Genomic DNA, 25,903 nt, shown 5'->3' on the forward strand with positions numbered 1-25,903 from the left:
CCTTACCCAGTTTTCTTGTCTACAGCTTAGGTACTTGCTTTATCTGTTTTAGATATTATTTTCTCTGATCAACAAAAGGGAAAAAAGAGTAGCTAAAACACTGAGAACAAACATAGGATGTAAAGTAAGGGGTACTTTACAATTGCACAAAGGAAGGCGCTATCCTTAAGCTTAGCAAGCAGCCACTTGCTCTGTGGTTGTATGTGCACCGGTGAAGAGAGCTCTTGCTACCCCAATTAAGATCCTTCGTTTCGCTGTCCTATAATGCCATTAAGAGATAGCTCCAGTTGTGGTTTGGAATAGCCGTTTTAAAGAACTTCTGAGCCTTACCAGTTTAAACCACACTGTTAAGTATGCAAAAAAAATATATTTTAATTGCTAAAGTCTGCTTAACCACCTGTGATATATTTCTATATTAGCCATTAAATATATCATTAGATTGTTTAGACGAAGAGAAATGCTTTGGAAAAGGGGGATTTAAGATATGGTTATAGTTAGCAAGATAAACTTTGATTCATTTCCTCTATAGCAATAGGCTTAATATCACCACATATGCGTAGAATATGATTGAACACATTTCTATTAAGGAAGTTGCAACCTGTGATGAATATGGCATTCAAATCACAGGATTAAAGAAAGTGAACTTTATATACGGTGCTAACGGTAGCGGCAAGACAACTATCACTAAGTACCTCTACAACCCTAATGATGCTATATTCCAAAAATGCGCCTTAGGCTGGTTAGATGGCATGCCTATAAAAGCATTAGTCTACAACAAGGATTTTAAAGACAGGAACTTCGGCAAGGGGAATATTGATGGAGTTTTCACCCTTGGGCAAGCCACAAAAGAGCAAACAGAAGCAATTGAAAAAAAGAGCAAGCAGCGCCAGGAAATCAAAGAGGAGGGAAGGAAACAAAAAAAGTCTCTTGAATACTTAAATAATAAGCTTCTGGAACTTGAAAATGACTTTAAGGAGGAGGCATGGACTGAGATTTATAAGAAGTACGAGACTGACTATAAAGAGGCTTTCCGAGGAGTAATGCAAAAAGAGCTGTTTAAAAACAAGCTCCTTGATGAATTCGAAACTAATACTTCTGTACTCTTATCCCACGATGAGTTAAGAGAAAAGGCCAATACTGTCTTTGGGGAAGCACCTGCACCAATGCCTCCAATTAAGAGCATTGATTTTGTCCGAGTTGTAGAAATTGGCGAAGACAGTATCTGGAAAAAGAAACTTGTAGGGAAAGCTGATGTTGAGATTGGCAGCTTGATACAAAGGTTGAACTTAAATGACTGGGTAAACGAAGGTCGAGAGCATTTGCAAGGAGATGCAACTTGTCCCTTTTGCCAACAAAAGACGATAACGGAAAACTTCCGGAAACAACTTGAAGGCTATTTTGACGAAACTTTCTTAAAAGATACAAGACTTATCAAGTCTTATTCTGAGGAGCTTAGTGTCTGTACAGAAAACGTTCTAAATGTTCTGCAACAAATCGAGTCGGCAGAAAGAGCGAATAAAAATACAAAGCTCGACATAGAGACTTTTTCTGCTTACTTAAAAACTTTATCAAGTCAGTTCGTCTCTAATAAGGAGTTGTCTCACAGCAAAGTAAAGGAGCCGAGCAGAAGCATAGAATTGGTGTCAGTAAACGAGCAGCTGGTCAACATTAGGGAATTAATACTTATAGCTAATTCAGAAATTGGAAAGCACAATGCTATTGTAGCAAACTATACTGTTGAAAGAGCTGAGTTAATTAAGTCAATTTGGAAGTGTATAGTAGAAGAAAGCAGGTTGCGCATCCAGCACTTCTTAAAGCATCAAACGGGGCAACAAAAAGGCATTGCTGCGCTTACAAAGCGTATTGACGATCGACGATTAAAGTTTAAGGCGCTTGATGATGAGATTAGAATGCTTAATAAAAATGTAACAAGCATCCAGCCTTCAGTAGATGAAATAAACAAATTACTTAGTTCGTACGGCTTTCAGAATTTCCGCATCGTCCCTTGCAAAACGATGAAGAACCAATACCAAGTTCAGAGAGAGGATGGAACTTTGGCAGAGTCCACCTTAAGTGAGGGCGAAGTCACATTTATTACTTTCCTCTACTTTTTACAGTTGGCGAAGGGAAGTACTTCGGAGGAGAGCATTACCGAGGAAAGAATATTAGTTATAGATGATCCGATCTGCAGTTTAGACAGCAATATTCTGTTTGTAGTGAGCTCCTTACTAAAGGAAATCATAAAGAAGATTAAGAGGTGTGAAGGCAATATAAAACAACTCATCCTGTTGACTCACAATGTATACTTTCATAAGGAGGTGTCTTTTATTGACGGGCGCACGAAGGAATGCAACGAAACAGCCTTTTGGATACTTAGAAAAATTAACAATGTTTCCTCTATCCAAAGTTTTGAAATGAAGAACCCGATTCAGAACTCTTATGAACTCCTTTGGATGGAATTAAAGAATAAAAATCATAATTCGGGTCTTACCATTCAAAACACAATGCGCAGGATTATAGAGAACTACTTTAAGATTCTCGGCAAGTACGGGGATGATGAATTAATTCAAAAGTTCACTAACCACCAAGAGCAAGAAATATGCAGATCAATGATAAGCTGGATAAATGATGGCTCTCATAGTATACCTGACGATCTGTTCATTGAGCGCCAATCAGCAACTGTAGATAAATATTTTGAAGTCTTCAAGAATATCTTTGTTCACACCAAGCACGTTGAGCATTATAATATGATGATGGGAGCACAAAGTCTTAATTAAAGCATAGGATGTTGTGAAGGATGTTTCTGTAGGTCGTATACGCTAGAATTGGAGAGATTTCTGGAGCGGTTCAATACCATCAGGGCTTTCTATGTTGATGCGCTCTCGACCAGCACATAGCTGGTGCTCCTGCCTCCGGCCGCTTCTTTTTCCAAGATTCCCTTCCGAATCAGGTCCTGTATGTCCCGCCCGGCCGTATCCTGTGAGCACTTAGCGACCTTGGCCCACTTGGAGGAGGTAAGCTTGCCCAAAAACCCGTCTTGGAGCCTGGTGATGAGCAGCCGCTGCCGCTCGTTGAGCGGCGTTGCAGCGTGCCGGTCCCAGAAACGCGCCCTCTGCAGCACGGCCTCCAGCTTCTCGTCCGCCAGGCTTAGGGAACCGTGCAGGCAGGAGAGGAACCACTCCAGCCACGGCGTGATGTCCAGCGTGCCTTTCTGGGTTTTCTCCAGGATGGCGTAGTAGGCGCTCCGCTCCTGTCTTATCTGGGCTGACATGCTGTAGTAGCGCTGCCCGCCCCTGTCGGCGCGCGCCAGTTGCATGTCGGCTATCGCCCGGGCCACGCGCCCGTTCCCGTCGTCAAAGGGGTGTATGGTGACAAACCAGAGGTGGGCGACACCGGCCTTCAGCACCGGGTCCAGCTCCGCCTTATTGTTAAACCAATCCAGGAATCTGTTCATCTCGCTCTCTATCTGGGAGGCGGCAGGTGCCTGGAAATGCACCTTCTCCCGGCCCAACGGCCCGGACACCACCTGCATGGGCTCCTCGTCACCGGCTCTCCAGGCACCGGTGATGACCTTGTACATGCCGCTCCTGCCTGTCGGGAAAAGGGAGGCCTGCCAGCCAAACAGGCGCTCTTCAGTGAGGGGCTCTCGGTAGTTCTGGGTAGCGTCCAGCATCATCTCCACCACCCCCTCCACATGACGGTCTGAGGGAATAAGGCCGGCTATGTCCAAGCCCAAACGCCTGGCTATGGAGGACCGCACCTGCTCCGGGTTCAGCAGCTCCCCCTCTATCTCAGTGGACTTGAGCACGTCCTGCGTCAGGGTCTGCAGCATGGCCTCGGACCTGATGGAGAGGCCCAGCGCCTCCATGCGCCCCACCACACGCCCCTGCACGTACCGTACCTCCCCCAGCAGCTTGGAGAGGCTTCCTTCATCCCAGGTAAAGCGGGGCCAGTTTGGGTGCTGATGGATATAGAAGCTCATGATCGTTGGCTTGTGCGGTAAATATATGCCTTAATCTCCGCAAAAATACTGAAATTATATATAATATTCTCCGCAAAGCCTGATGCAAGGGAATACTGTGATGATTTTCCACGCGTATCTCCATAACTTATCTTAAAAAGAGTCTTCATGATCTTTTATAAGTGGCGGTTTGTGTGCGTTTCAGTAACTGCACCCCTTATTGGAACTTAGGATGCGCAATTAATCCATTACTGGAGAGCTCTATAACAGAATGAGTATGGCTAAAATAAATTGATGTAACCATGCAATTTTTTTGTTATTTCGCGAGGTTATTTAATATAAAGCTATATATTTGTTGATGTAACAATACATTTTTTTTGTTATAGCAAATCATGGACGATAAATTTAAAGATATAGATGCCCTTTTGAATGGTATCGTAGCGCCTGATAAGCTGACCCTTAAGGATCTCTTTGAAAGGAAAGTGGATGAGCTGAAGCTTGCTCCTACTGTCGCTTATAAAATTATTGGTATACAATCCCGCACCATAAAAGGAATACTTAATGGCTCACAGAAGGTAGTAGACATAACTAACCTTACTAAGATTGCCAACTTTATTCAACTCCCTAAGGAAAAGGTAGTTGCTTTGTTTCTAGAGGCTGTAGAGGAGAACTTCCCAACTTACAATATTTCGCCCGAGAAAATAGAATTTATTAAATCAAACTTTGACTTAGCTGTCTTAAGAAAGTCAGGCTTAATCAATAATATAACTGACTTTGAGCATATAGAGAAGAGAATTATCTCCCGGTTGGGCCTAAGGTCCCTTTTCGAATACAGGAAGCCTCCAATCGATGTAGCCTTTAGCTCGGGCCTGTTCAAGCCTGAGAACGACTTGACCAGAAGCTTTTGGATCCAATCCGCTTTGGCATGCTTCAATGAGATAGACAATCCCTATCCATATGACCGGGAGGAACTAATTAAGGTGTTCCCGAGAATCCGTTGGCACACAATGAATGTTGAACGTGGGCTATTAGAAATTATCAAAGTTCTTTATAGAATCGGTATTACCGTGATTTATCAACCACCTCTGCAAAAGCTGCAGCTCCGAGGTGCAACATTTAGCCACAACAACAAGCCTTGTATTGTTCTGACGAACTACGTAGGCTTCTATGCCACGTTATGGTTTGCGTTGATCCATGAGCTCTACCACGTGCTTTTCGACTGGGAAGAGATCAAGGCAAATAAATACCATCTGACCGACGATTCTAACGAACAGCTCTCAGTTCGTGAGAGGGAGGAAGATGCGGATGACTTTGCCCGCGAATACTTGTTTTCAAAACAGAAAGCCGCAACTATAAGGCCTTATATCCATGACTCTGCCTATGTCGCGGAATTTGCGACTAATAACCATATCCATTCAAGCCTGATATATGTGTTCAATGCTTTTGATGCGCCTAAGAGTAACCGAATGGCCTGGGCGATAGCCAGGAAGAATTCCCCAGATATTGAGGAGTGCATTAAGTCTTTAGACATACCTTGGCAAAGGCCTGTTGAGGAAGCAGTACAAAATCTTAAACCAGAAGTTTACTTTTAGATTCGATGAAAGAACAAGAGGAAAAACAGGTTGCTTCGGCTCAGAATCCCACCCCTTCCGTTCCCTACAAGGAAAGAGTAGAGATAAGTGAAGAGGCAAAACAAGAAAGGCTGCTCCTTAGAGGCATGCTTCTTCAGCAACCTGATGATTTAGTCAAGGAGAGCCTACTAAGGAAGCAAAAGAGGGAAGAGGAGGTAATTGAGCTGCTGGGAGGCCATAAAATTTCCATCAGCGAGATAAATGCTGCCATTACCGCCACTTTGCAGCCATATGTCCCTATGTTTCCTAATAGCGTTCCTTTCTTTAGCGAGATCTACAGATTGAATGGCTGGAAGGGAAAAAATCCTAACGACTATATGAAGCCAACAGTGGTGGCCTCCTGGATAAACGAAGTTATTTACGGCAGATTCACTAAGGATGTATTACCGGCTCTTAGGATTCTTAACCCAGCCTCTCCGTTCGGCATCAGAGTGCATAAACATTTCCAGTATCTAACTGAAGAAGGGCAAGAGAAATTAATCCAATATAGAGACGAAGCAATAGCAGTGATGCAGACCTGTTCCACATGGTACGAATTTCGAAAGAAGCTTTTCTCAGTACACGGGGTACCTTATCAGATTAGTCTATTTGAGAAATAACTAATATAAAAATACCCGCATATGCTTGAGCCTCTTTAAATAAGAGGCAATATGGATAGCCATTTGAGCAGAATACCTGAAAACTTTGTTCGCAGTTCTTCACAAAATTTCTCACTCTTTACTTTATCGAGTTCATTAATTCTAAAAAAAAGCATTATGGAAGAAATTCAAGCTATTAAGCCAGGCCCAAAACCAAGAAAAGATGATGGGTCATTAGATAAAAGAAGACGTGTTACGCCAGAAAAAAAGGAAAAGTATCCTCCTCTTAAACCTCACAAGCATAAGCCCAACGATTAGCGATTTTTGATGCCCTTGTCTTGTGCTGAAATCAGCCGTCCCTTAAAACGGCGGAATTTCAATACAGAATCAAGCACCGAATGAGGCAGTTTGCAAACGCCGGTTTTCTGCCGGTTTTCTGCCGGTTTTCTGCCGGTTTTCTGCCGGTTTTCTGCCGGTTTTCTGCCGGTTTTCTGCCGGTTTTCCAACTGCCCAGGTGCAGTTGGAAAACATCACTACAACGTCACAGTGGCGGGGTGTGCTGCGTGAAAATGCATGGTGCCGAGCGTGGTTTGTGCCTACCTTTAGTTTGCAGCAGGTTTGCAGACTAAGGGCTATGTCGGTTGCTGTCCCAGAAAACGTGGGAACTCTAATACAGCAGGAGCAGCTTTACTGGCATGTTGGGAAGTATTGCTTTCTGTTGCCATCAGATGTTGCCGGAGCTGTTGATTGCCGTTGCCAGGTCCTACTCAGAACTTAAAAGCACAGCAGCTACCATGGGTGGCTTTTGCCATTCCCTGGACAGCTTCTTGCCGGTTTTTGGCCGGCTGGGGCTGGTTGTCGGTTAGCTGCCGGTCCGGATAGAACGCTTGACGATCTGCGACAGGACTGAAACGCTGCATGATCAGTAGCGTGCCTAATTGCGTGGTCCTGCATGATTTATGTTTGGTTTCGGTTTGCAAACCAGGTGCAACCGCGGGGTACGTCTCAGTGTTCCTCGGTTGCATGGGCAATAGCAACGCATCCAGCAATCAAAAACAACAGCTGTTGCCAAAGGAGTGGCAACAAATAGCAACGGGCCCTGTCGACCCATAAGCCACCTTATGATAAACAGGGAATCAAATTTAAAGAGGAGAATAGAAAGGCGGCCCCTGTCAGTTAGCACTGGCAAAGGCCGCCTTTAGATTGTAATACGAAGTTTTATTTTTTACATGTTACTGCATAAAGCCAAGTAATTCGTTTCCAGATTAGAAAGTATTTCATTGGTAGGACCTGATTTGGTAGCTACTTTAGCCAACTCCATGATGTTCTTTTGATATTCATTATTACCATCATATAGAGGCATTTTAATATTAAAGTTTATACTGAAAGACCTCGTGCTATACGTAAACTTAAAGTACTGTTGTACAATAGGGGTATTTAATATGCCACACAAATAGTAAGCTTCATCTTCGGTTATGTCTCTTCCATCAACGTCCTTACTTATATAAGGGCAGTGCTTTGCACATATTGGCATAACTTCTACACCCCATGGTGTTTTCACTCTTTCTACGACAGCAGCACTTAGTTTCGTATTATCTCTAAAAGTAACCTGGTAAGGAGAGTATGTGTAACCACCCACTTTAGACAACGAATAAAATGCAGAACCTCTAGAGATCGTTAAACTTCTCTTTGACTGTTTTCCAATGATACTTTTGTTATTAGAGAAGTACTTTAACAAATTAGGGCTCTTTTTGGAAAGAGTGGCTGGGTTTACAGAAGTAGAAATTCCATTCTCGTAAGGGAAAATACAGTAGTTAAAATTAGGTTTAAATCCAAAAGGAATGATTTCAGGAGCTTTTATTACAGGCCTAATAAATTCAGTTTCTAACTGTACAGGTAGTTTAGTTAGTGATTTGTGCGTTGAATTTGTAAACTCTTCAGGTTTGAATAAATAGGCATCTTTTGAGGAAACGGATTTAACCGGTTTTATGAAGTAGACCTCTGCTGGAGTAAATTCAACGCCACTTCTAGCTTTGTATTTACACTCACCAATGATGAGATTAAACAGGTCTTTTTTAGCAATAAACTCCTCATCGAAAGTCGTGTATCCTGTTCTTTCAAGATCCATTTGGAAGGCTCTAGGATACGATTTATCGAAATAATCCTGAACTTCCCTAAATGATTGTTTTTCATTAATCGTTAAGATGTTTGTACCTTTCTTCTTTGTGAATGCTTTGATCGGTATGCCATTTTTAAAATAATCTACTTTGTTATATCTATAGTAATAAGTCATAAACTTCTCCTGAGTGTCAATGAAGGGGTTTCCAGACTTAGTCCAGTCATCTAGCTTTTGGAGATACATTCGTTTACCACTCTTCACATCTGTATAAAAATTTCTAAAGCCTGCATATGAGTCCTGAGTTAACAGGGTTTGAGGCATTAAAAAGGCAAGAACTCCATCTTTATTTAACCAAGTTGAAGCCGTAACATTTGCGATTAATGCACAAATGTTCAAACTAATTGCTCCCATGTAGGTCTGTCCTGAAAAAAGATGTCTATCTAAACATAATTTCTTTATTTTTTCAGCATAAGCCTGTGGTAAAAACTCCCACTTAATCCAAGGTGGATTCCCAACAACTATATCGATATTCCTAATCCTGGCAACTAGCATAAAGTTAGACACAATTCTAATCCATATTCCATCCCAATTACTTTTGTGTAAACGCACTAGTTGTTCAGATAAAGATCTAATCCTATCTACTATATCTTCATTAAGGTTTTTATTATCAATAGTTTGAATAAAGCTTTGAAAAACTAAGTCGGCATCCTCAGCTTTTACAATTGCTTGAACTTTGCTCATTTGAGAGAAGAATGAGTCACTTTCAACAAAAGAACTAGGCAAAACGACATCTATATTTTCTTGCTTTGTACTTACTGTATACTGATAGCAGCGAATGCCTTGTATTTCAAGGTTTGCAGGTATGTTTGCTGAGTCTCCAAGATATATAGGGATTTCAATATCATCTCCATTGATTAAGGGCTTGATGGATAGATAGAAGCATACTTTTGCAGTTAAAACAGATAAAGGATTAATATCTACCCCTTTAACCCTTTTCAATATTGAGTTTAGCAGCTGTTTTTTCTCTGTGTCTGTTAAACTTACAATATCAGTGTCTCCAATTATGTTCTTTATAATTGACATTACAAACACACCACTACCGCAACAAGGATCGATGGCTTGATAATGTTCTTTATTTACTATGGATACACTTTCTTTAATAACATAGTCAGCTAACCATGCTGGTGTAAAATACTCCCCAAGGCTATGCCTAACTTCTGGAGGCATAATTTCCATGTAGAGGTCTATAAAAATATCTATTGTAGTGTACCCATGTTTATAGAAGCTTATCGTGTACCCCTCTAAAACATGAACAATATCAAGGATTAATGAAGACAGCTTATCAGTCCATATCTCTTCACTGCAATACCATGAAAAGAAATCTCCCTCTAGTAAATTCCGCACTCCTCCAGTTTGAAAAACATAACCATCTTCTATGTATTCAATAAATCGTCGAAGAGTTGGCGAATCAATTTTTGACAAATCCGAAAAGTACTCTATGTCTTCATTGAATTCAATTTTGGTAACTACTTTACAAGCAATCAATTTTACTATGACTGCATATGTTGTTTGGAGTGCGAATAATGCTTTGTAATCTGTTTCACTATCTGTTATTTTTATTCCAAACAAATTGCTTAATGCAAGTCTTCTCTTTTTGATATCTTCATTTTGCCCTTTATCTGTCTCTGAGAGATGAAACAGAACTTCCCATTCTTGGAACAACATTAGAGCTTTTCCTGAAGGGGTATTTAATAGGCTATCAAAAAGGCACCTAGCAAGATTTAAAGTAGTTTGATTCCTCGTATTGATTTTAAAATCATTGACGATATTTAGAGGTACAAATTTCTTGTTTTTTACGTCAATCAGGGATAGTATAAGCTTTTCAAGGTCACTCTTATCAATGGTTTTATATGCTGTAGAATGTAGATGACCATCTTGATAGTAGATATATTTTATCTTAACACCATCTGTTAAAACGCCATGGTATTGGTTTCTTTCTGCCTCAAGAAGCTGGTCTAGATAATCTGATAATTGTTTTTCAGCTTTTTCTTTGTCTTTATCACTATCTAGCTTCCCTTTATTTTTGTATTCTATCACAAGGTTATTACAAACAGCATCCATTCTTCCGCTAAAAGTGTGTCTCAATGTAGACTGAGATACCTCTTTTTGGAAATTCAGATCGATGCCGAATACTCTCCTCACGAATATGTAAATCTCTGACTCAAAGGCAAAAGCGACATCAGCCTCTGTACTAGCAGATTTGGTTCTTCTTAGTAATTGTGTTAGATGTTCACTGAGCTTACATTCGTATTCTCTGCTGTTAAGTATGCTATCTATTTTCATTTAAAGTATTTAGCTCTTATAAGTTTTATGATGGCTATGCAAGGCACGCCTTAGTACTGGTGTGGTGATATAAATGTAGTTTGATTAACAAATATACTATATATAACGGTCAATATAAGGTAGCCTTCCGGCAGTCTCTGTTTCCCTAAAGTACCAAAACCCCTGCCCCTAATTCCAGGCTCTGGGGGCGGTTTGCTTTATAACCGATGTTATGTTAAGGGAATATTCCGGGAGGTAGAGCCTGCAGGGCCCTGACGTGATTTCATGTGGCTCCGGCTGCTGTGTCTCATGTAAGAAAAATACGAATTATGGACTGCAAAAGAACTGCTTTTTCTTTCGGGCTATGGATGTTCGCTGCCTTCTATCTTGCTGGCAAGGCTACCATGGATTGCCATAGCGTTTTCTTCCTATAAACTGCTTCACTTTAATTAGAAGGCTGGAATAATGGCACTATTGCCGGTAACAGCCAAGCAATTTCCCACCCTGTGAAGTAGTTTAGAACGAATGTTATAATCAAAACTGCTATCAAACAAAGCACCCTCTGCACTATAGGGTTCTTTGAAAACCTTTTGAAAAAGCTACTTCCTTCGTTACCGCTGTGCTTTTCTTTGTTGTATCGTTTACGAGACATCTGGCTACTATTATAAACATGTTGAACAGTTATTGATAGTTGACAGCGCCTTAAAAGAAGAAGGCACTGCCTCAGCTCGTTAGCTATGGCAGTGCCTTTTATGTCGCTTTAGAAATAACCCCAAAACATAACAATAGGACAACTGTCAAGCTTTTTGAGCTTGGTTTTACAGTCATCTCCAGTCCAATTAATTATGCTCTTCGGTTCGGTAACTTTTTATGCTCTTTCAAACGGTGATTCTACAACCTGGAGATTGCATTAATATACGGTACTCTGATCAAAGTGATTCAATTTAGTAATATTTTGTGTCTTACATTTCATCCCATAAAACGGCCGAATCCTGGGACTCGGTAAACATCCGTCGTAACCACATGATGGGACCTTCTTTGCGTCCCGCTTTGACGTCTCAGAAATGAAACCAGTGTTGCAGTAAATGAGACGGGTTGAGGAGACAGTGATGTTTCCGAACTGATTTGAGGAAAGCCCAGGGGTGTAGGCTTTCCAGAGGCCCCTGGATACGAAAGGGAGAAGAAAACACTGCAAAGTTCTCACGCCAGCCCAGCACCACCTTCCGCATTTTTTCTCCCTTCTGTCAACGGATCTTACCCGCCGCCTTTGGTCGGTCATTCCTGACCAAGCAGGATGCGCCTGCTTCGGTCAACTTAAATAAGGATCAGCAACAAATCGGCTGCCGTTTTTCAGGACGGGTCAACGCGTCGAGAGAGTCCAATAAACGTTCGTTTTCTGGACTCCTCCGGCCTCCCCCGCCGACCCTACCCTTTTCTGGCAATAATCAGTCTAAAAACCCGGTCTACTAATTAACGCCTAAATACTCCCGCTTATTTATGTTTTTTGACTATCTTGAGCGGATAATACGACTATTCACTTTTTTACCTTCTCCCGCCCATGCTTATCGGCTACGCCCGCGTCTCGACAGTAGAACAAAACCTCGCCCTTCAGCAGGACGCCTTGCAGCAGGCCGGGTGCCAGAAAATCATTAGCGACACCATCAGCGGTACCCGCTCCGAGCGCCCCGGCCTGACCAGGCTCAAAGAGCAGTTGCGTGAAGGCGACACCCTGGTGATCTGGCGGCTCGACCGGCTGGGCCGCTCCCTACAGGACCTAATCAACTGGGCGCAGTATCTGGAGGCGAACGGCATCGCCCTGAAGAGTCTGCAGGAGGCCATCGACACCTCCACCCCTGCAGGTAAGCTGGTGTTCCATATGTTCGGGGCCCTGGCCGAGTTCGAGCGGAACCTGATCAAGGAGCGGACGGAAGCCGGGCTGGCGGCGGCGCGTGCGCGTGGGCGCAAAGGGGGACGGCCGCGCAGTCTGGGAAAGGACAAGCGCAAGCTGGTGGTGCAGCTCTACAACAGCAAGGCGCATACGCTCAAACAGATTCAGGACCTGATGAATATCAGCAAGCAGACCATCTATAATATAGTAGAGGAGGAAACGGGCCGTGCCGCCGGATAGCACCACCGCCTACCTGGAGCGCCACCAGCCGGAAAAGAACATGCGCCGCTATTACCGGCTGTATGTCACCCCTACCCTCTTCGGCGAATTCGCGCTGGTGCGGGAGTGGGGCCGGATCGGCAAGAGCGGACAGCGCAAGGAAGAATGGTACGACACGTTTGAGCAGGCCTGCGTGGAACTGGAACGCCTGGCCAGCAAGAAGCGGCGGAAGGGTTACTGCGATGTGTGCGGTATATGATTAATTCAGTGAATACTGTCAACCCCATGAAGTATGATCAGCGCCCCAGCTACGATTTTTGGGTATTTGGTAAATGCTATGGCCAATAGAGGGTCCTATCTTCATCAGCGTCTCACTTACCCGTCTCAAATACAGAAAATCCCTTTTGATTTTCGAGACGGCAAAGCGAGAGACAATGCAGGCCACAGGGGCAGGTATTGATGGATAGCCCCACTGACCCATTATTCGGCCGTTTTCTGATACAAGGTAGAGCAGTAAACTACAGCTTTCGCCTGCTTCCGCAACCACAGCCTTAAGCTGTAGCAATTGCACTGAACGCGCCGACTGTTGACCTCGTGGAAGACACATCTGATCATGCTCCCTCTGCCTGGAGCTATAGGAATGAGCATTTTCTTGGCTGTAGCCGTGTATATCCGTGTACAAGCGTATCATTCGGATATACACGTTTAGATCAATTGCACCAAGCAGCTATGCTTTTAGCGTTACAGCTATTCTGTATCTGTTGGTTTCTCCTCTTAAGAAGCGAGCTAACGCCTGCTTTGGCGTGCAGCAGGAGCCTTTAGCCGAAATCACACCACCCTCTGTAGAACTTTTGGGCCATCCACGCTTAAAACAGGATTAAGGAAGCGGGTATCTTCACAAAGTTTCTTATATTGAAGAAGCAAGATATGAGGACGGAAACAAGCAAATTAGCCGCCAAAAGGCCGAATTCCACCACAGGAATGGAGAAGACCACCTTCGTACATAGTGCAGATAACCGTATGTTTACGCATATCCCCTAGTTGGTGGTAATAACAATTATGAATTGGAAAAAGAATTTCTAATAGGTGGTTTAAGGGCGGCAGCATATTATGCAATTGGATTCGCAATAGCATGGGCAGCTTATTTGATATTTGGCTGGGAATATGTACATGCACCTGGGATTCACCACTTGATTGGGTTTCTTGTATTAGTAGTGGGGACGATTCTCCTGATTCGCAGATTGATTAGACTCTTTAATGACTCTTCTGATAATTCAAATAAAGGTTCGCTACTAACACACCTTTTAGTTGTTGGCGGCTTTGTTATCTACTTTGGTGTTATCTTAAAAGAAGTAAATGAGCCTGTTGAAACTGACTTAGAAACACTTGCCGAATCCGAAACCCTAACTCTTGATAAAAACACAAAAACCATAATTATAGAGAATGGATTAGGTGACACAGTGTTTCTTCAAGTTGCTGACTCAGTGTTGATTGATAAGAAGAACTATAATAAAGAATAACTTCCACCAACAAAGTATAGCAGTCATGCTTCGGCTGACGCCTCGCTATCTGCTATACCAGCACGTTAGCGGTAAATTAAGATGAATAGTAAGAGAAGAAAATTTACATTCGGGATTTACATCTTCTTAGGGTTAGTAGTTGAAGAAATTATCTTCTGGCTCTTTCCATATACAGGACTTGGTGGTTTGATATGTTTTCCGACAGCTATATTTTTCTCATTAGTATTCGGGTTTGTTATCTATAAGTTAACCAAAACGAGTATTAAAAAGTGGATGTTAGTGAGTCTTGCAGTTACGTTCCTTTTAATTCAGTTCTATTTGCAGCTTAGGATTCATCCGCAGGATTTCGGAGGAAGCGTTTTTGAAAAAATTTCAATTTATGGAGAGGCTTACAGAGATTATGGGACTATTCAGTATGAAATGTTTACTGAATTAAACAATGCGGAAAAAGTAGCCTTTTACCATAAGTTTAGAGTTATGCTTCCCACAAGCTTAACTACATTAGGAATAGATACAGATGGAAATAGTCTCGAATATAATCCAAGGCTTTATTTAATAGAAAACAAGGGGAATCAAAGGTTTTATGATACCACTAAACTGCAAATTGTGGAGCTCGATACAGCCACTATTATCATTGAGAACCCTAACAGTATGTTGGCAAAAAGCTATCGAGCAAGCCGAAACTTTATGGATAATGATGGAGCAGGTTATGGTGATGAAACTTATAGCTTAAATGTGCAAAAAGACTACTTGGAGCTTGATACAGGAATAGAAAAAGTCTTTTATTTTTTACTTAACCTGACCAAGTAAATCTTCCGCTAACCACGTGTATACTTCATGCTTCGGCCGACGGCCTCACACGTCGTCTACACAAGTACGTTATAGGGAATTTTAAAATGACCGTGTAAAAAATGACAGAACTTGAAAAATACATACAAACTTACTTTGGAGTTGGCAAGGACGACCTAATCAAAATAAGTGCATTTTTCAAGCCTCTAACTTTAAACAAAGGTGATTTCTTTCTTAAAACAGGCAGATATTCCGACCGACTTGGTTTTGTGCAGTCGGGTATCATCAGAGAGTTTGTGCATATTGACAACAAAGAAGTAACCAAATGGATTTCCACGAAAGGATATTTTGCCGTTGACTTATCGAGTTTTTATTTTCATCAACCTGCACGTTGGAACATACAGGCATTGACCGACTGCGAACTTTACGTCATTGACAGCAACGACTATCAAAAAATCGGACAGGTAATTCCTCTCTGGAGGGAATTGGAAAAACTCTTCATTGCTAAATGCTTTACTGTTTTGGAAGACAGAATTGTGCAACATCTTTCAATGTCGGCAGAAGAACGTTATTCACAGCTTTTCAATTTCAACAAAGAGTTATTTAATCAAGTGCCGTTGAAGTATTTGGCTTCTATGCTTGGAATAACACCAGAAACATTGAGCCGCCTGAGAAAAAATACGACTAACAAAACTTCTTGATTTTTATCAAGAGCAAACGTGGATTTTGTAATGACCTTTGCATTGTTCAACTAAAGAATAATACAATGAAAGGGATTAACAACAGTGCACCTGCAAAGTGCAGTAAGGAAATCATTATCAACGCAAGCAGCGAAAAAGTTTGGGCAGTATTGACCGATATTGACAAATGGACAACTTGGAACACAGAAGTCAGCAACGTAAAATTAAATGGCAAACTACAACCCGAATCAACATTTGATTGGAAAGCAGGCGGAGCAAAAATTCATTCCACGTTGCATACCATTGAGCCGGTTAAAAGATTCGGTTGGACAGGGAAAGCATTAGGAACTTTTGCTATTCATAATTGGATATTAAGCGAAACTAACGGGCAAACGAAAGTTCTTGTTGAAGAAAGTATAGAAGGATTTTTAGTAAGGCTTTTTAAAAAAGCATTCAATAGAACCCTTGGAAGCGGAATGAAAAAGTGGCTTGACTTGCTGAAACAGGAGTGTGAAAAGTAACTCGATAGAAATGAAAAGCCCTATAACAGCACATTGCTGTAGTGCTTCGGTTGATAGTTTTCGTATGATTGAAGGGTAGTTCTCTAAATGAACAGTCGTCCTAAAATGCCCCGCCTTCGGCAATCAGCAAACCGTTAGGCAAAATACCAGCAACTAATAATATGTATAAGTAAATATAGAAACATGAAAACAAAGCTTGCAATTATTGGAGACTACAATGATACTTTTAGACCACATAAAGCGACAAATGAAGGAATCGAACATTCTATTAAAAAGTTTGATATCCAACTTCAGTATGATTGGATTGCAACGGATACAATTGAAACAGATTTTAACAAAATTATTTCCACTTACAATGGCTTTTGGATAGCACCAGGAAGTCCGTATAAAAGTATGGCAGGAGCATTACGAATTATCAAGTATGCAAGAGAAAACAGTATACCAACGCTTGGTACTTGTGGAGGATTTCAACACATGGTAATTGAGTTTGCCAGAAACGTATTAGGAATTTCAGACGCAGAACACGCAGAATACGACCCTTACTCATCCAAACTTGTTGTTAATCCATTAAGTTGTTCACTGGCAGGACAAATTCTTGAAATTGAACTAACTGACAAAACTTCCAAAATATTTGAAATTTTCGGAACGAAGAGAATAAACGAAAGATATCACTGCAATTTTGGGCTTAATCCAGAGTATCAAAACCAACTTGACGGAAAGGGATTTAAAATTGTTGGCACAGACATACATAAGGAAGCAAGAATTTTAGAATTGGAGAATCATCCTTTTTTTATTGCTACACTTTTTGTTCCACAGGACAACTCATCCGTTGAAACACCCCATAAATTAGTGACAGAGTTTTTAAGAACAGTAACAAAAAATAAAAGCACTTATGCCTAACCCCGTATATAACCCAAGCTACGCCTCGCTCGCCTTATGTACTAGTCGTTAGCTCACTCTACAGTCGGTCCTGGTGAACATAACTTTCGTTATAGGCTCGTTCTCACAACTGGGCCTAAAGGCAAGCTTCTGCCGTACTTGCGTCTCATTTCATTACTCCCACAGCCGCCTGATGGCAAAAAGGGTCTTCCTAACTTGACATCATGTTAAGCCGTCAAGACTCAACAGTGCGCAACAACAACCTTAGTCTCTGGGGCAGGGACTGCTAATCGACTCCCGAACAGGATCTAAATTAAACAGTCTGGATTATTCTAACGAAGAAATTTAACATCACGTGAAGTAACACAGCCCAAAGTAGGCCTAGCTTAATTCGCACAAAACCTAACGCAATAGCATATATAAAGAACGGAAGCACTATGATAGGGCTGAACAAAACCTTTTCAAGTTTTACTGTACCAAAGTTAAATAAATGTAGATAGGCGAATATAGCTGCTGAAGTGTAAAACACTACAGGAAAGAAATTTTCCCAAATAGTTTTTATATTGTTATAGATATTCTCCTTACTGAGAACCTCATTAACTAGAAGTGCCGTAACTATACTTCCTGCTATTTTATAATATGTTGCTGTGTTAAATAAATATCCATTTCCTACAAAAGAAGCGATAAGTATGTAAAACAGAAATCCTGATGAAATGACCAAATTGAACTTCGAAAATATAAGTAATGCTCTGAATGCCAACTCTTCTATAATAGGAGCTATAACTACGATGATAGTATATACAATGAAAATATTATAGCTTTTTAGAAGGGAGGGCACAGCTAAATTTCGAAAGTTTGGCATAATGCCACTAACTTTTAAGATCTGAGACAATAAAGCAGAAAAAAAAGCTCCTGCAAAAATTAGAAGAAAAGAGAAACAGAGATATTTTATTTTTGCAGTTGTGGGTAATTTTTCATAGAAAAAACCATTAGGCTTTTTTATGAAATAAAAAAAATCATATAGATAACTACTTATTGTATATCTCATTGATTCGTTAACTACAGTAATATCAAAGTGAGTTAATAAAAAATTTTATCAATTCACTTTGAGGTAAGTGTTATTGTTATATTCGTTCTGTGGTGGCGGTACTCCTATAACCGTTATAAAGGGCCTCATAAGCTGGATTATGATAAATAGAAAGGTAGCGTCTAGAGCATTTGCGAAAGCATGGAAATAGAATTACTTCATCCTCTCTTTTGCTTTGTTATTGAATATTGTTATGCTGCTGAAAGTTAGCACTTCAGCCATGCTTTCGCAAATGCTCTGTTAGGCGTAGCTCTTAATCAAGCACTTCATCCAATTTGTCATTTAACCAGTCAATTGCAATCATTACAGATTGATATACATCATTGTCAATTTCTTTGGCGTGAGCATCTGCACGATGTCTGTTTATTAGATTTAAGTAAATATCAAAAAGCTGTTTATCGATAAATACCTTTTCAAACAGCTCCCATTTCTTTAAGATGAACTTTCTTAGATCCTCAAAATATAACTCATGTTCGCCGCTAAATATTTCTTCAATGCTAATTGCAGACAACCTTTGGTATCTTGAAGATGATGAATCTATGATTTGTAAAAACTCACTTCGGCCTTTTGTTGCGCCAAATTGTATTTTCAAGTTCAGTTTTACAAGTTCCCTAAGCTTTCTCTCGGCAAAGCCTCTTTTTTCTGCAATTGTCTTCCATTTATCAGCTAATGAAATTTGTGTGGGAATAAGCTTAGTCTTCTGCTTTAGAAATTCTTTGATGACATTAATTTGAATATAGAAGTTGCCGTTATCTTCAACAATTAAATTGTATCCAAGTAGGTGCTGTATCAGTATTTCTTGTTTTGTTGAATACGAATTTGATATTCTTTCGTCTAATGCAACTTTCTCTAACAAGGTATATTCTTCAGGATACCAGTTTCGTAACACTTGGATAATTAAATCTACATAGTCTATTAGTCGCCTATCAAAGTTTTCTTTATTAGATTTATAAAAATATTTTGTCGCTTTTATTGGTCTATCCTTTGAAAGGTCATTGTGTATTAGACTGCAAACTTGTCTAATAAGAAAAGGATGCCCTCCATACTCTTCTGTCAAAAATGTATAGATTTCATCATCGTAATTAATCCCCATGTAGTTTCCGATAGTTTCAACCATTTCTTTTACCTGGTCGTAGGTAAAAAAAGTTAAGTACTTCGGAGTTATCATTCGGTAAATTGGATTGTCAAATCCATTCACAGTTGGCGTTTCAACTATTTTTGGATTTACTCCAGCTATTAAAAATGAAAAGATATTGTTATGAGCTTGATAACATGACCTTATTGCCTGCCAAAAAGAAATATAATCTTCTCCTGATTTCCAATGTTCAGTTGGACTTAAACTAAATGTCAAATTCTCAATCTCATCAAATATTAATAGAATCCTTTTTCGTCCTATTTTATTATAAACTTTTTTTAAATCTGTGGCAAAAGAGATAGACGCATTTTTCTCGCTGTAATCATTCTCAAGTTCAATATCAAAGTTGTTTTTTGCCTTTAGTTTTAAGGATATTGCTTGAATAATAAATTGTAAAGCTTCATTCCATTTCCTTTTATGAAGTGATGGGTCTTGACAATCTATGTATATTGAAAATTCATCCCTTGCTGACAATTGTCTTTCTAAGGCATATAGAACTGATGTTTTCCCGATTTTTCGTAATCCAAAAAGCCCTGAATTTTCTCCTGTGCGGTATTTGTCATAATAAAAGTGAACAAATTCATTTCTTCCAAAGAAATAGGTGTCATTGTGTAAAGGGGACTCAAATGAATAAAGGTCCCTACCATAGAATTGTTCTTTTAAGCGTTTCCATATTACTTCTTGAGAGTCCTCTTTGAAGAATTCATCGTAATGATACGGTATAATAATTCTAGATTCGGGTTCACGTATCGTAATATCTTTTACTTTTTCCTGAATGTTTTTATCATTGCTTATCAATATAAAGCACAATTTATCAAGTCGGTTGTGAAATTCGAACATCAATTTGTCAACGAAATCAAGAGTACGTGAGTCAAAATTGTCGTACCTCGACATGAGAACTAAAATTTCCCTTTCTAACCGAAAAGATTCTTGAACTTTATCCGTTGGCCTTACAAATACAAAAGAATAGTCAGATCCTTTAAAGTTTTGATATTTTGCAAACGTTATAAACCATACATGTTTAAGCTGCCATACTAAATGTTTTTCTGAACGAAAAAAACCAGCGGTTGTAAGGTCAATGTGGGGATGTACTCCTGGGTTAATATTTGCCATGATTTTGTCTTGGTCGCTTTTACGTGTTACACCGAACTAAGGGATAAACGGAAGTCGGTTCCGGTTATCGGTAAATTTCGACAAATAACCGTAACCGGACTACCGAATATACAATATAACCAAAGCAATATAAACCTGCCTGCAGACGATTCCCAAACCCCAACAGAGTACCAGAACCCTTACCCCCTTCAGTTGGCTGGAAAGGTGTGTCGCTCATAACAGGAGTTATGTTAAATGGAAGCACTACTGGGGAAATGGAACTGGGTGCTGAAAGGTCTAATTAGAAAGTGAGCTGCTATCCCGAGGCCTTTGTATCAGTTTAGGCGCTGCCAAAGTATAATCCATTAGAAAGGCAATCCTCCCCGGCAGGCTTTGCTCCCACGTCCAGTACTCCGCCACTTAGCCTGCTTTTGAGATGGCTAAATGAGGCGATAGGATGTTGTCAGCTATATTCCTGCTTTTTTCTTTGTTCCTGTTCCACATTCCCTTTTTCCGACTTTAGCTTCCCCCTACCGCGTAGGCCCTATGTCCACCTGGCTCTCCAGCGCCTGCTGCACCTGTGTCGGCAAGGCAGTAAGCAGGTCATACCCGGTGGCCTGTTCAATGGCATCCACGCTAGTGCGGTAGGTGCCCCAGTCCGAGCGGACTGTGTTGCTGTTGGGCGTGTCCACGGCTATTACGCGCGTGCCGGTGTTTATCCGCTGCAGGTCGTTTTCCCCTTCCGGCAGCACCACCAGCACCTTCCAGATTCTACTAGGCACCGTCACGTTCCCGTTGTCGATGGTCCTGGCAGTGCCGCTGTCGCTTGTCCCGCCCACGCCGTAGCTGCCCATCACCACATACACCTCCATGCCGTCCCGCACCAAGTCCCGGGTGTAGTCCTCCAGGTTCGCCCACGTCTCCTGGTTGTTGTTGGGAGCCTGCGGGATGATGTTTGTCATCAGGAAAGTAGCGGAGTTGTCCTCCTCGGATTTCGTTCTGTCTGCCGAGGGTATGTTGTGTCCCCTATCAAAACCACTGCCGGTGTAGCTGGAAGTGGTGACGCGGTACCACCCCTGAGGTAGCACCGGGTCTGCCCTGAAATTGTTCTGCCGCGGTGCATTCCCAAGCCAGTTTTGGCTCACGTGCCAGCTCACCCAGTTGGGTGTGCCCCGCTCCCGGCTGTAGGAGAGCGCGAACTGGGGCTTTGTGATAAGGTAGTTGTTGAAGCTGCTCTCTTCTGCTGTGGCTCCGCTGGGGTTGCCCAGCAGCAGTTGCTCCTCTTCCAGCGTGAGCGTCTGCTGCGGTGCTACCTCGGAATCCTGACAGCCCGAGAGTAGAATAAAAACAAGCAGGAAGTATCTGTAGGTTTTTTTAAGCATCATCTTCAGGTTAAACTGAGCTCCCCTGCCGCTGCCATATGCAGTGGCATTTGCGGCGGGAGCTGCAAGTTAGAGAGTTTGATATTCTTTGAGCTGCATCCGCGCTAATGAAGTACGGGGAAGCTTCCGGATTGGCTTCACTTTACAAGGGCGCAGGTTGAGCTTCTATAGGATTCATCCTTCATCACCAGGTCCGGCACCTCTGCTACTCCTGCCCTTCTTTCTTCCCTTTTGTAACAACAAGTAGTCTTCAGGAATGGAAGGCAGATGATTTAAGAGTTACTTTTTGATGAGAAGTAAAGGCTGTTTTCAATAACAAGCAAAGCGCTAGAGCGGGCCAGTTGCAGCTGCTGGTCAGTCCGCACCCGCTAAGCAACCCCTCCCCTGCAAGCTTTGCACCCACTGTCCAGCATTCCGCCAAATTATACTAGTTTGTCAGAGAGAGGTGCGCTGGACAGTGTTTTTCCCTCCCGCACAAAGCGTTCCCCACCTCCTTGAGGAGGTGGGGAACGCGGTTTCTCCATAACTGGTGCTATGTAAAGTTGAAGAGATAGGAGCGTTATAGTCCCGTATCAATGGGAGGCTGCCGAAAATTTAGTAATTCTGGACTCACAGCATGGCAAATCAAGGTGCGCAGCTTCTGTTTTACAAGGGTTTCTTCTATTCTGTTACAATAATTTATTTAAATAAATCAACTAATATAATAATATACTGTTATATATAAATATACAAATAACATTTAAAACCTTATCATCATAAAATTTTGAAAAGAGTGATTTCTTAACCTTGTAACATCAGAAGCTAGCCCCTTAGGCTAGTGTAGAGAGGGGTGTTGTGGAAATTTGGAAAAGACAGAACATGACAAAGGCAGAAGAGATAATTACCAAACAACTTATGAATAGAGTCAGCTCTTGTGGCAGTTGCCTTGGCGAGGTTAAGGTTGACGAGGTAGTCCAGGTAATGGAGAAATACTCTCTTGCGCAGATGCAGGAGTATAAAAAAACACTACAGGGCAAGCTGGAGAAGCAGCATGTTTACTGCGCCTGGGACATTGTGCAGTATACCCCCTTTCCGGAAATGAAATAATTGAAGCTTGCCCTCTTTGGAAGGGCTTTTTACTTCTCCCCCATCAACTCCTCCAGGCTTACCATCTGCAGGTAAGGCTCCAGGCACGTTTTGCTTTTAAAGCCGCGCACGGTCTTCACCTGGTTATCTTCCGGCGAGTACCACACCTCGGCAAAGAATTCACCCATGTGGTAGAGTACCACGCTGTGGCCACCATCATGACGGACTGCTAAATAGCTGCCATACTGCCAAACCATCTCGGCTCGTTGGTCCAACGCATAGTAGTTGAATTGATAGATGTTCATATAGCTGCAACAGTTTGTACTGCAAGGTACGGGATTGAACATTGAGGGGATGTCTGCAGAGGAACGGCTCTGCCACAACTTGAAAGCAGTATTCCGCCGTTTTGAGGGATAAGGCATAGCAATAAGCCGCAGCTCAGCTATCTTCCACTAACGTTGTTATGGTAAATTGATTCGTTCTTTAAGAAAACAGTTTAATCTTGATTTCTTTACCAAGTTTTTTGCCTGATATTACAGCTGTTTCGAAAGCTTAGGTGCATCGTCTTAAAATGGAAAGGAAACAAGCGATTTATTTACAATGCTATACCTATATAGTATATTCGTTAGTCCAGTTCGGCTTATCTGTCGATTTCTACATATAAGCCGTATAGAGTTCCGTTTATACCATAGTTAGTGGGTATATTAATTTATAAAAAGAAAAAATGGTAAAGCTTCTGACCTTGTTACTTCTGATACCATTCCTCACAGTGGGGCAGAGCATTAATTCAACAGAAGTAAAAGGGCACAGCAACATCTACAATAATGCATTAATTCAATATATCAAGCATCTTGAAAAGAGTACTGTAAAGTATGATACACTTTACTTGAGCAATCAACCCGAAGTAGTTACTGATAATCTAATGACAAAAGTTGGTAATACGGTTATCAAAGTAGTCAAAGAAAGCGAAGGTGGGCTTAGCGAAATTCTCAATAGAAAAGAAGGAATTATTTACCATTACCTTTTCCCTCTAAGATTTCATAACGGTCAGTTTGATGTATCAATCTTGCCTTTAGGTGCTAAAAAAGTGGAAGGAGAAATACGGCTGTTAAATTCTGGTGGTGGTCGAGCAGTCTATTCTTTTGACGAGCAGAAAAAGCAGTTTAAGTTTATCAAGTACGAAAGCTGGGGTATCTAAGAATAACATCCACTAACCCCGCACATAAGCCAAGCTTGGCTGCGCCTCGCTCGCTTTATGTACCAACCGTTGGCAAAACTATCGACGACTGTTTATCCCCTTCCTCTCGGTAAGATAAACGGTCCTTTTCTTTACTTTTGACAGTATTCAGAAATTTGCTCAACATAGAGTCTTTCATTAAGATAACTGTCGTTATAGAAGAAGGCAAAGCTTTCCGTGATGAGGACCCTTCTCTGATATAACTCATAAGCCGCTTTATGTTAGGTAACAGTATTGTACAGACCATGGGTGAGGCTTCAGCCGGAGCTTTGCTCATGCGCTTGGTCAGCGGACGTAGTTCTTTACTGTCTAACTATTCTAACATAAATAACATTTCTAACGATAATAACTGTAATCTCCCATCTTTAGCCACAACTGATACTCTTTCGAGGAAAGATGCTGTTTCATGTAGTTGGCCATGCCTGCAGTATCAGTTTGCTCTCTGTGCGTTCTGTAGAAGTCTATCAAGGTATCTTCTACATTTTGTGCTGATGCATTGGCCCTCTCCTGTCGCTCGATTACTGCAGACATGCTCCAGAGCAGCACAACTGCAAAGCTGCCGTAGATAATGAACCGGACAATATTCTGGCGCCAGAACTGCTGCCGTGGCGTAAGCTGGTCAAACGGTTTCATTCCGGAGTATCTATTTCTTCTTGCGGCCCCTGGAAGCTTTCTTCAGCACCTCCGGAGGCAGTGGCTTGTCACTCCCCTCCTGTTTGTCCAGGTACTCTACCACGGCATTGGTAACGGTTTCCATAATCCCCTCCCGGTCCCAGTACGAATGCTGCCGGATCCGCATCACAAGCGAGGCAGGGAGCCTCGTGGCAAAAGGCATCAATTCCTCTTCTCCGGCCTCCTCAGGGGCAGGCTCCGGCGCTTTCGCCTGCTCTGGCTTGTCTTCATACATCTGGCGGTCGAAGCTTGTCATGCCACGGCTTATGGACTTGAAATCTGGTTTTGCTTGCTTGGCCATTATAGTCTTGTCTTTATTTCTTCTAGAAGGTTGGCGTAATCTGTCGCACCATTGGAGTCAGGTGCATAATTGTACACCGGCTGGCGCATCATCTGCGCCTCTTCAAGCGAGGCGTTTATCCGGATGGTGGATGAGAGCACCAGGTCCCCGAACGTTTCTCTTGCGGCCTCCACCACATCGTTTGCTACCTTCTTGCGGTAAGAGGTGTGGTACTTGGTAAAGAAGATGCCCAGCACTTGCAGCTGCCGGTTATAGCGCTTCTTCACATTGGCCACTGACTGCATGATATTGTCGATACCGGCGAAGGAGAAGTATTCAGGAGCTGAGGGGATGAGTACATGTGTTGCTGCCACCAGCGAGCAATAAGCCAGCGTGGTAAGGGAAGGTGCGTTGTCTATTAAGATGTAGTCGTACTGCTCTGTTAGCCTGTCAGAGTCTATCCGGTCCTTGAGCTTAAACTGATAATCCTCCTCCGAGCCTATAAACTTCGAGTATATGTCCAGCGCTTTAGATGAGGGTATAATACTCAGGTTCGGTACATATGGCTGCACCACCTCTGACAGCGGCTTTTCACCGCTCAGCCAGTGGCCCACATGCGCATCGTTCTCCTGCCCTATTGTTGATATGGTCAGGTTAGCCTGCGAGTCCAGGTCGATGAGCAGCACCCGGTTGCCCTCTGCCGCAAGCCCTGAAGCTATGTTGATGGCCGTTGTCGTCTTGGCTACACCGCCTTTGTTATTTAGAACTGTTAGAATTGGCATTCTCTCTATCTCTACTTATAAGGTTAGTACAGTTATAATTACTATACATGTAATCATTTCTATA

General features: G+C 41.9%; 24 protein-coding genes. 14 read left to right on the forward strand and 10 right to left on the reverse strand.

The features are described from left to right. Positions 1-563: 563 nt before the first annotated feature. The gene (locus DXT99_RS23350; protein WP_115568015.1) at positions 564-2,777 is read left to right on the forward strand and encodes an AAA family ATPase; all 2,214 of its coding nucleotides are present in this window, start codon (positions 564-566) and stop codon (positions 2,775-2,777) included. A gap of 89 nt (positions 2,778-2,866) precedes the next feature. Here DXT99_RS23350 and DXT99_RS23355 read toward each other — a convergent pair whose 3' ends face one another. After that, positions 2,867-3,982 carry a Fic family protein gene (locus tag DXT99_RS23355; RefSeq protein WP_115568016.1) on the reverse strand — a complete coding sequence of 372 codons (1,116 nt, stop codon included), beginning with the start codon at positions 3,980-3,982 and terminating at the stop codon, positions 2,867-2,869. A 371-nt stretch (positions 3,983-4,353) separates the two neighbouring features. On the opposite strand from DXT99_RS23355, the gene DXT99_RS23360 reads away from it, so the two are divergent. Genes DXT99_RS23360 through DXT99_RS26890 form a run of 3 tightly spaced genes read left to right on the forward strand, consistent with a single transcriptional unit; the run spans position 4,354 to position 6,488 of the window. Further along, positions 4,354-5,553, forward strand: a complete 1,200-nt coding sequence (locus DXT99_RS23360) for an ImmA/IrrE family metallo-endopeptidase (RefSeq protein WP_115568017.1) — start codon at positions 4,354-4,356, stop codon at positions 5,551-5,553. A 5-nt stretch (positions 5,554-5,558) separates the two neighbouring features. After that, on the forward strand, positions 5,559-6,191 hold the full coding sequence (locus tag DXT99_RS23365; RefSeq protein WP_115568018.1) for a P63C domain-containing protein: 633 nt from the start codon (positions 5,559-5,561) through the stop codon (positions 6,189-6,191). A 51-nt stretch (positions 6,192-6,242) separates the two neighbouring features. Next, the gene (locus DXT99_RS26890) at positions 6,243-6,488 is read left to right on the forward strand and encodes a hypothetical protein (RefSeq protein WP_147294290.1); all 246 of its coding nucleotides are present in this window, start codon (positions 6,243-6,245) and stop codon (positions 6,486-6,488) included. Here the strand turns inward: DXT99_RS26890 and DXT99_RS23370 are convergent. Continuing rightward, positions 6,485-6,676 (reverse strand): hypothetical protein, encoded by a 192-nt coding sequence (locus DXT99_RS23370; RefSeq protein WP_115568019.1) that lies wholly within the window; start codon positions 6,674-6,676, stop codon positions 6,485-6,487. The two genes, DXT99_RS26890 and DXT99_RS23370, sit on opposite strands and share 4 nt — an antisense overlap. A 189-nt stretch (positions 6,677-6,865) precedes the next feature. On the opposite strand from DXT99_RS23370, the gene DXT99_RS27190 reads away from it, so the two are divergent. Next, positions 6,866-7,036 carry a hypothetical protein gene (locus DXT99_RS27190; protein WP_181885235.1) on the forward strand — a complete coding sequence of 57 codons (171 nt, stop codon included), beginning with the start codon at positions 6,866-6,868 and terminating at the stop codon, positions 7,034-7,036. Positions 7,037-7,395: 359 nt separating this feature from the next. Here DXT99_RS27190 and DXT99_RS23380 read toward each other — a convergent pair whose 3' ends face one another. Further along, on the reverse strand, positions 7,396-10,632 hold the full coding sequence (locus tag DXT99_RS23380; protein WP_115568021.1) for an Eco57I restriction-modification methylase domain-containing protein: 3,237 nt from the start codon (positions 10,630-10,632) through the stop codon (positions 7,396-7,398). A gap of 1,537 nt (positions 10,633-12,169) precedes the next feature. Here DXT99_RS23380 and DXT99_RS23385 point away from each other — a divergent pair. The 7 genes from DXT99_RS23385 to DXT99_RS23415 all read left to right on the forward strand — a co-directional run bounded on the left by DXT99_RS23385 (position 12,170) and on the right by DXT99_RS23415 (position 17,128). Then, the gene (locus DXT99_RS23385; protein WP_115568022.1) at positions 12,170-12,739 is read left to right on the forward strand and encodes a recombinase family protein; all 570 of its coding nucleotides are present in this window, start codon (positions 12,170-12,172) and stop codon (positions 12,737-12,739) included. Next, positions 12,726-12,977: a WGR domain-containing protein gene (locus DXT99_RS23390; protein ID WP_115568023.1), complete on the forward strand. Its 252-nt coding sequence runs from the start codon at positions 12,726-12,728 to the stop codon at positions 12,975-12,977. Before DXT99_RS23385 ends, DXT99_RS23390 begins: the two co-directional genes overlap by 14 nt. A gap of 805 nt (positions 12,978-13,782) precedes the next feature. Further along, positions 13,783-14,238 carry a hypothetical protein gene (locus tag DXT99_RS23395; protein WP_115568024.1) on the forward strand — a complete coding sequence of 152 codons (456 nt, stop codon included), beginning with the start codon at positions 13,783-13,785 and terminating at the stop codon, positions 14,236-14,238. 81 nt (positions 14,239-14,319) lie between these two features. Beyond that, complete coding sequence (locus tag DXT99_RS23400; RefSeq protein WP_115568025.1) at positions 14,320-15,048, forward strand: hypothetical protein; 729 nt, start codon at positions 14,320-14,322, stop codon at positions 15,046-15,048. Between the two features lie 101 nt (positions 15,049-15,149). Then, positions 15,150-15,728: a Crp/Fnr family transcriptional regulator gene (locus tag DXT99_RS23405; protein WP_115568026.1), complete on the forward strand. Its 579-nt coding sequence runs from the start codon at positions 15,150-15,152 to the stop codon at positions 15,726-15,728. A gap of 65 nt (positions 15,729-15,793) precedes the next feature. Next, complete coding sequence (locus DXT99_RS23410) at positions 15,794-16,228, forward strand: SRPBCC family protein (RefSeq protein WP_115568077.1); 435 nt, start codon at positions 15,794-15,796, stop codon at positions 16,226-16,228. Positions 16,229-16,411: 183 nt separating this feature from the next. After that, a complete protein-coding gene (locus tag DXT99_RS23415; protein ID WP_115568027.1) occupies positions 16,412-17,128 on the forward strand; it encodes a CTP synthase C-terminal region-related (seleno)protein in 717 nt (238 codons plus the stop codon). Positions 17,129-17,420: 292 nt separating this feature from the next. On the opposite strand, the gene DXT99_RS23420 is transcribed toward DXT99_RS23415, so the two are convergent. From DXT99_RS23420 to DXT99_RS23430, 3 genes are all read right to left on the reverse strand, one after another. Then, the gene (locus DXT99_RS23420; RefSeq protein WP_115568028.1) at positions 17,421-18,155 is read right to left on the reverse strand and encodes a CPBP family glutamic-type intramembrane protease; all 735 of its coding nucleotides are present in this window, start codon (positions 18,153-18,155) and stop codon (positions 17,421-17,423) included. Between the two features lie 292 nt (positions 18,156-18,447). Continuing rightward, entirely contained in the window at positions 18,448-20,442 is a 1,995-nt protein-coding gene (locus tag DXT99_RS23425) for an ATP-binding protein (RefSeq protein WP_115568029.1), read from the reverse strand. Positions 20,443-20,951: 509 nt separating this feature from the next. Next, the gene (locus DXT99_RS23430) at positions 20,952-21,806 is read right to left on the reverse strand and encodes a DNA/RNA non-specific endonuclease (RefSeq protein WP_115568030.1); all 855 of its coding nucleotides are present in this window, start codon (positions 21,804-21,806) and stop codon (positions 20,952-20,954) included. Positions 21,807-22,697: 891 nt separating this feature from the next. Between DXT99_RS23430 and DXT99_RS23435 the strand changes: the two genes are divergently transcribed. Continuing rightward, positions 22,698-22,889: a hypothetical protein gene (locus DXT99_RS23435; protein WP_147294291.1), complete on the forward strand. Its 192-nt coding sequence runs from the start codon at positions 22,698-22,700 to the stop codon at positions 22,887-22,889. A gap of 29 nt (positions 22,890-22,918) precedes the next feature. Here the strand turns inward: DXT99_RS23435 and DXT99_RS23440 are convergent, their stop codons facing one another. Further along, a complete protein-coding gene (locus DXT99_RS23440; protein WP_115568032.1) occupies positions 22,919-23,173 on the reverse strand; it encodes a hypothetical protein in 255 nt (84 codons plus the stop codon). Positions 23,174-23,592: 419 nt separating this feature from the next. Here DXT99_RS23440 and DXT99_RS23445 point away from each other — a divergent pair, with 419 nt between their 5' ends. Continuing rightward, a complete protein-coding gene (locus tag DXT99_RS23445) occupies positions 23,593-24,066 on the forward strand; it encodes a hypothetical protein (RefSeq protein ID WP_115568033.1) in 474 nt (157 codons plus the stop codon). A 375-nt stretch (positions 24,067-24,441) separates the two neighbouring features. Here DXT99_RS23445 and DXT99_RS23450 read toward each other — a convergent pair whose 3' ends face one another. Genes DXT99_RS23450 through DXT99_RS23460 form a run of 3 tightly spaced genes read right to left on the reverse strand, consistent with a single transcriptional unit; the run spans position 24,442 to position 25,839 of the window. Then, positions 24,442-24,738, reverse strand: a complete 297-nt coding sequence (locus tag DXT99_RS23450; RefSeq protein ID WP_115568034.1) for a hypothetical protein — start codon at positions 24,736-24,738, stop codon at positions 24,442-24,444. 10 nt (positions 24,739-24,748) lie between these two features. Further along, positions 24,749-25,078 (reverse strand): hypothetical protein, encoded by a 330-nt coding sequence (locus DXT99_RS23455; protein ID WP_115568035.1) that lies wholly within the window; start codon positions 25,076-25,078, stop codon positions 24,749-24,751. Then, positions 25,078-25,839, reverse strand: coding sequence for a ParA family protein (locus DXT99_RS23460; RefSeq protein ID WP_115568036.1), 762 nt, complete (start codon positions 25,837-25,839; stop codon positions 25,078-25,080). Before DXT99_RS23460 ends, DXT99_RS23455 begins: the two co-directional genes overlap by 1 nt. Between the last annotated feature and the right edge of the window lie 64 nt (positions 25,840-25,903).

The organism is Pontibacter diazotrophicus, assembly GCF_003367245.1.
Taxonomy (GTDB): domain Bacteria; phylum Bacteroidota; class Bacteroidia; order Cytophagales; family Hymenobacteraceae; genus Pontibacter; species Pontibacter diazotrophicus.

What these genes read in the sequence shown, in the direction of transcription:
- DXT99_RS23350 (WP_115568015.1), top strand. Translation starts at nt 564, where the DNA reads ATGATTGAACACATTTCTATTAAGGAAGTTGCAACCTGTGATGAATAT.
- DXT99_RS23355 (WP_115568016.1), bottom strand. Translation starts at nt 3,982, where the DNA reads ATGAGCTTCTATATCCATCAGCACCCAAACTGGCCCCGCTTTACCTGG.
- DXT99_RS23360 (WP_115568017.1), top strand. Translation starts at nt 4,354, where the DNA reads ATGGACGATAAATTTAAAGATATAGATGCCCTTTTGAATGGTATCGTA.
- DXT99_RS23365 (WP_115568018.1), top strand. Translation starts at nt 5,559, where the DNA reads ATGAAAGAACAAGAGGAAAAACAGGTTGCTTCGGCTCAGAATCCCACC.
- DXT99_RS26890 (WP_147294290.1), top strand. Translation starts at nt 6,243, where the DNA reads ATGGATAGCCATTTGAGCAGAATACCTGAAAACTTTGTTCGCAGTTCT.
- DXT99_RS27190 (WP_181885235.1), top strand. Translation starts at nt 6,866, where the DNA reads ATGTTGGGAAGTATTGCTTTCTGTTGCCATCAGATGTTGCCGGAGCTG.
- DXT99_RS23380 (WP_115568021.1), bottom strand. Translation starts at nt 10,632, where the DNA reads ATGAAAATAGATAGCATACTTAACAGCAGAGAATACGAATGTAAGCTC.
- DXT99_RS23385 (WP_115568022.1), top strand. Translation starts at nt 12,170, where the DNA reads ATGCTTATCGGCTACGCCCGCGTCTCGACAGTAGAACAAAACCTCGCC.
- DXT99_RS23400 (WP_115568025.1), top strand. Translation starts at nt 14,320, where the DNA reads ATGAATAGTAAGAGAAGAAAATTTACATTCGGGATTTACATCTTCTTA.
- DXT99_RS23405 (WP_115568026.1), top strand. Translation starts at nt 15,150, where the DNA reads ATGACAGAACTTGAAAAATACATACAAACTTACTTTGGAGTTGGCAAG.
- DXT99_RS23410 (WP_115568077.1), top strand. Translation starts at nt 15,794, where the DNA reads ATGAAAGGGATTAACAACAGTGCACCTGCAAAGTGCAGTAAGGAAATC.
- DXT99_RS23415 (WP_115568027.1), top strand. Translation starts at nt 16,412, where the DNA reads ATGAAAACAAAGCTTGCAATTATTGGAGACTACAATGATACTTTTAGA.
- DXT99_RS23420 (WP_115568028.1), bottom strand. Translation starts at nt 18,155, where the DNA reads ATGAGATATACAATAAGTAGTTATCTATATGATTTTTTTTATTTCATA.
- DXT99_RS23425 (WP_115568029.1), bottom strand. Translation starts at nt 20,442, where the DNA reads ATGGCAAATATTAACCCAGGAGTACATCCCCACATTGACCTTACAACC.
- DXT99_RS23430 (WP_115568030.1), bottom strand. Translation starts at nt 21,806, where the DNA reads ATGATGCTTAAAAAAACCTACAGATACTTCCTGCTTGTTTTTATTCTA.
- DXT99_RS23435 (WP_147294291.1), top strand. Translation starts at nt 22,698, where the DNA reads ATGAATAGAGTCAGCTCTTGTGGCAGTTGCCTTGGCGAGGTTAAGGTT.
- DXT99_RS23440 (WP_115568032.1), bottom strand. Translation starts at nt 23,173, where the DNA reads ATGAACATCTATCAATTCAACTACTATGCGTTGGACCAACGAGCCGAG.
- DXT99_RS23445 (WP_115568033.1), top strand. Translation starts at nt 23,593, where the DNA reads ATGGTAAAGCTTCTGACCTTGTTACTTCTGATACCATTCCTCACAGTG.
- DXT99_RS23450 (WP_115568034.1), bottom strand. Translation starts at nt 24,738, where the DNA reads ATGAAACCGTTTGACCAGCTTACGCCACGGCAGCAGTTCTGGCGCCAG.
- DXT99_RS23455 (WP_115568035.1), bottom strand. Translation starts at nt 25,078, where the DNA reads ATGGCCAAGCAAGCAAAACCAGATTTCAAGTCCATAAGCCGTGGCATG.
- DXT99_RS23460 (WP_115568036.1), bottom strand. Translation starts at nt 25,839, where the DNA reads ATGCCAATTCTAACAGTTCTAAATAACAAAGGCGGTGTAGCCAAGACG.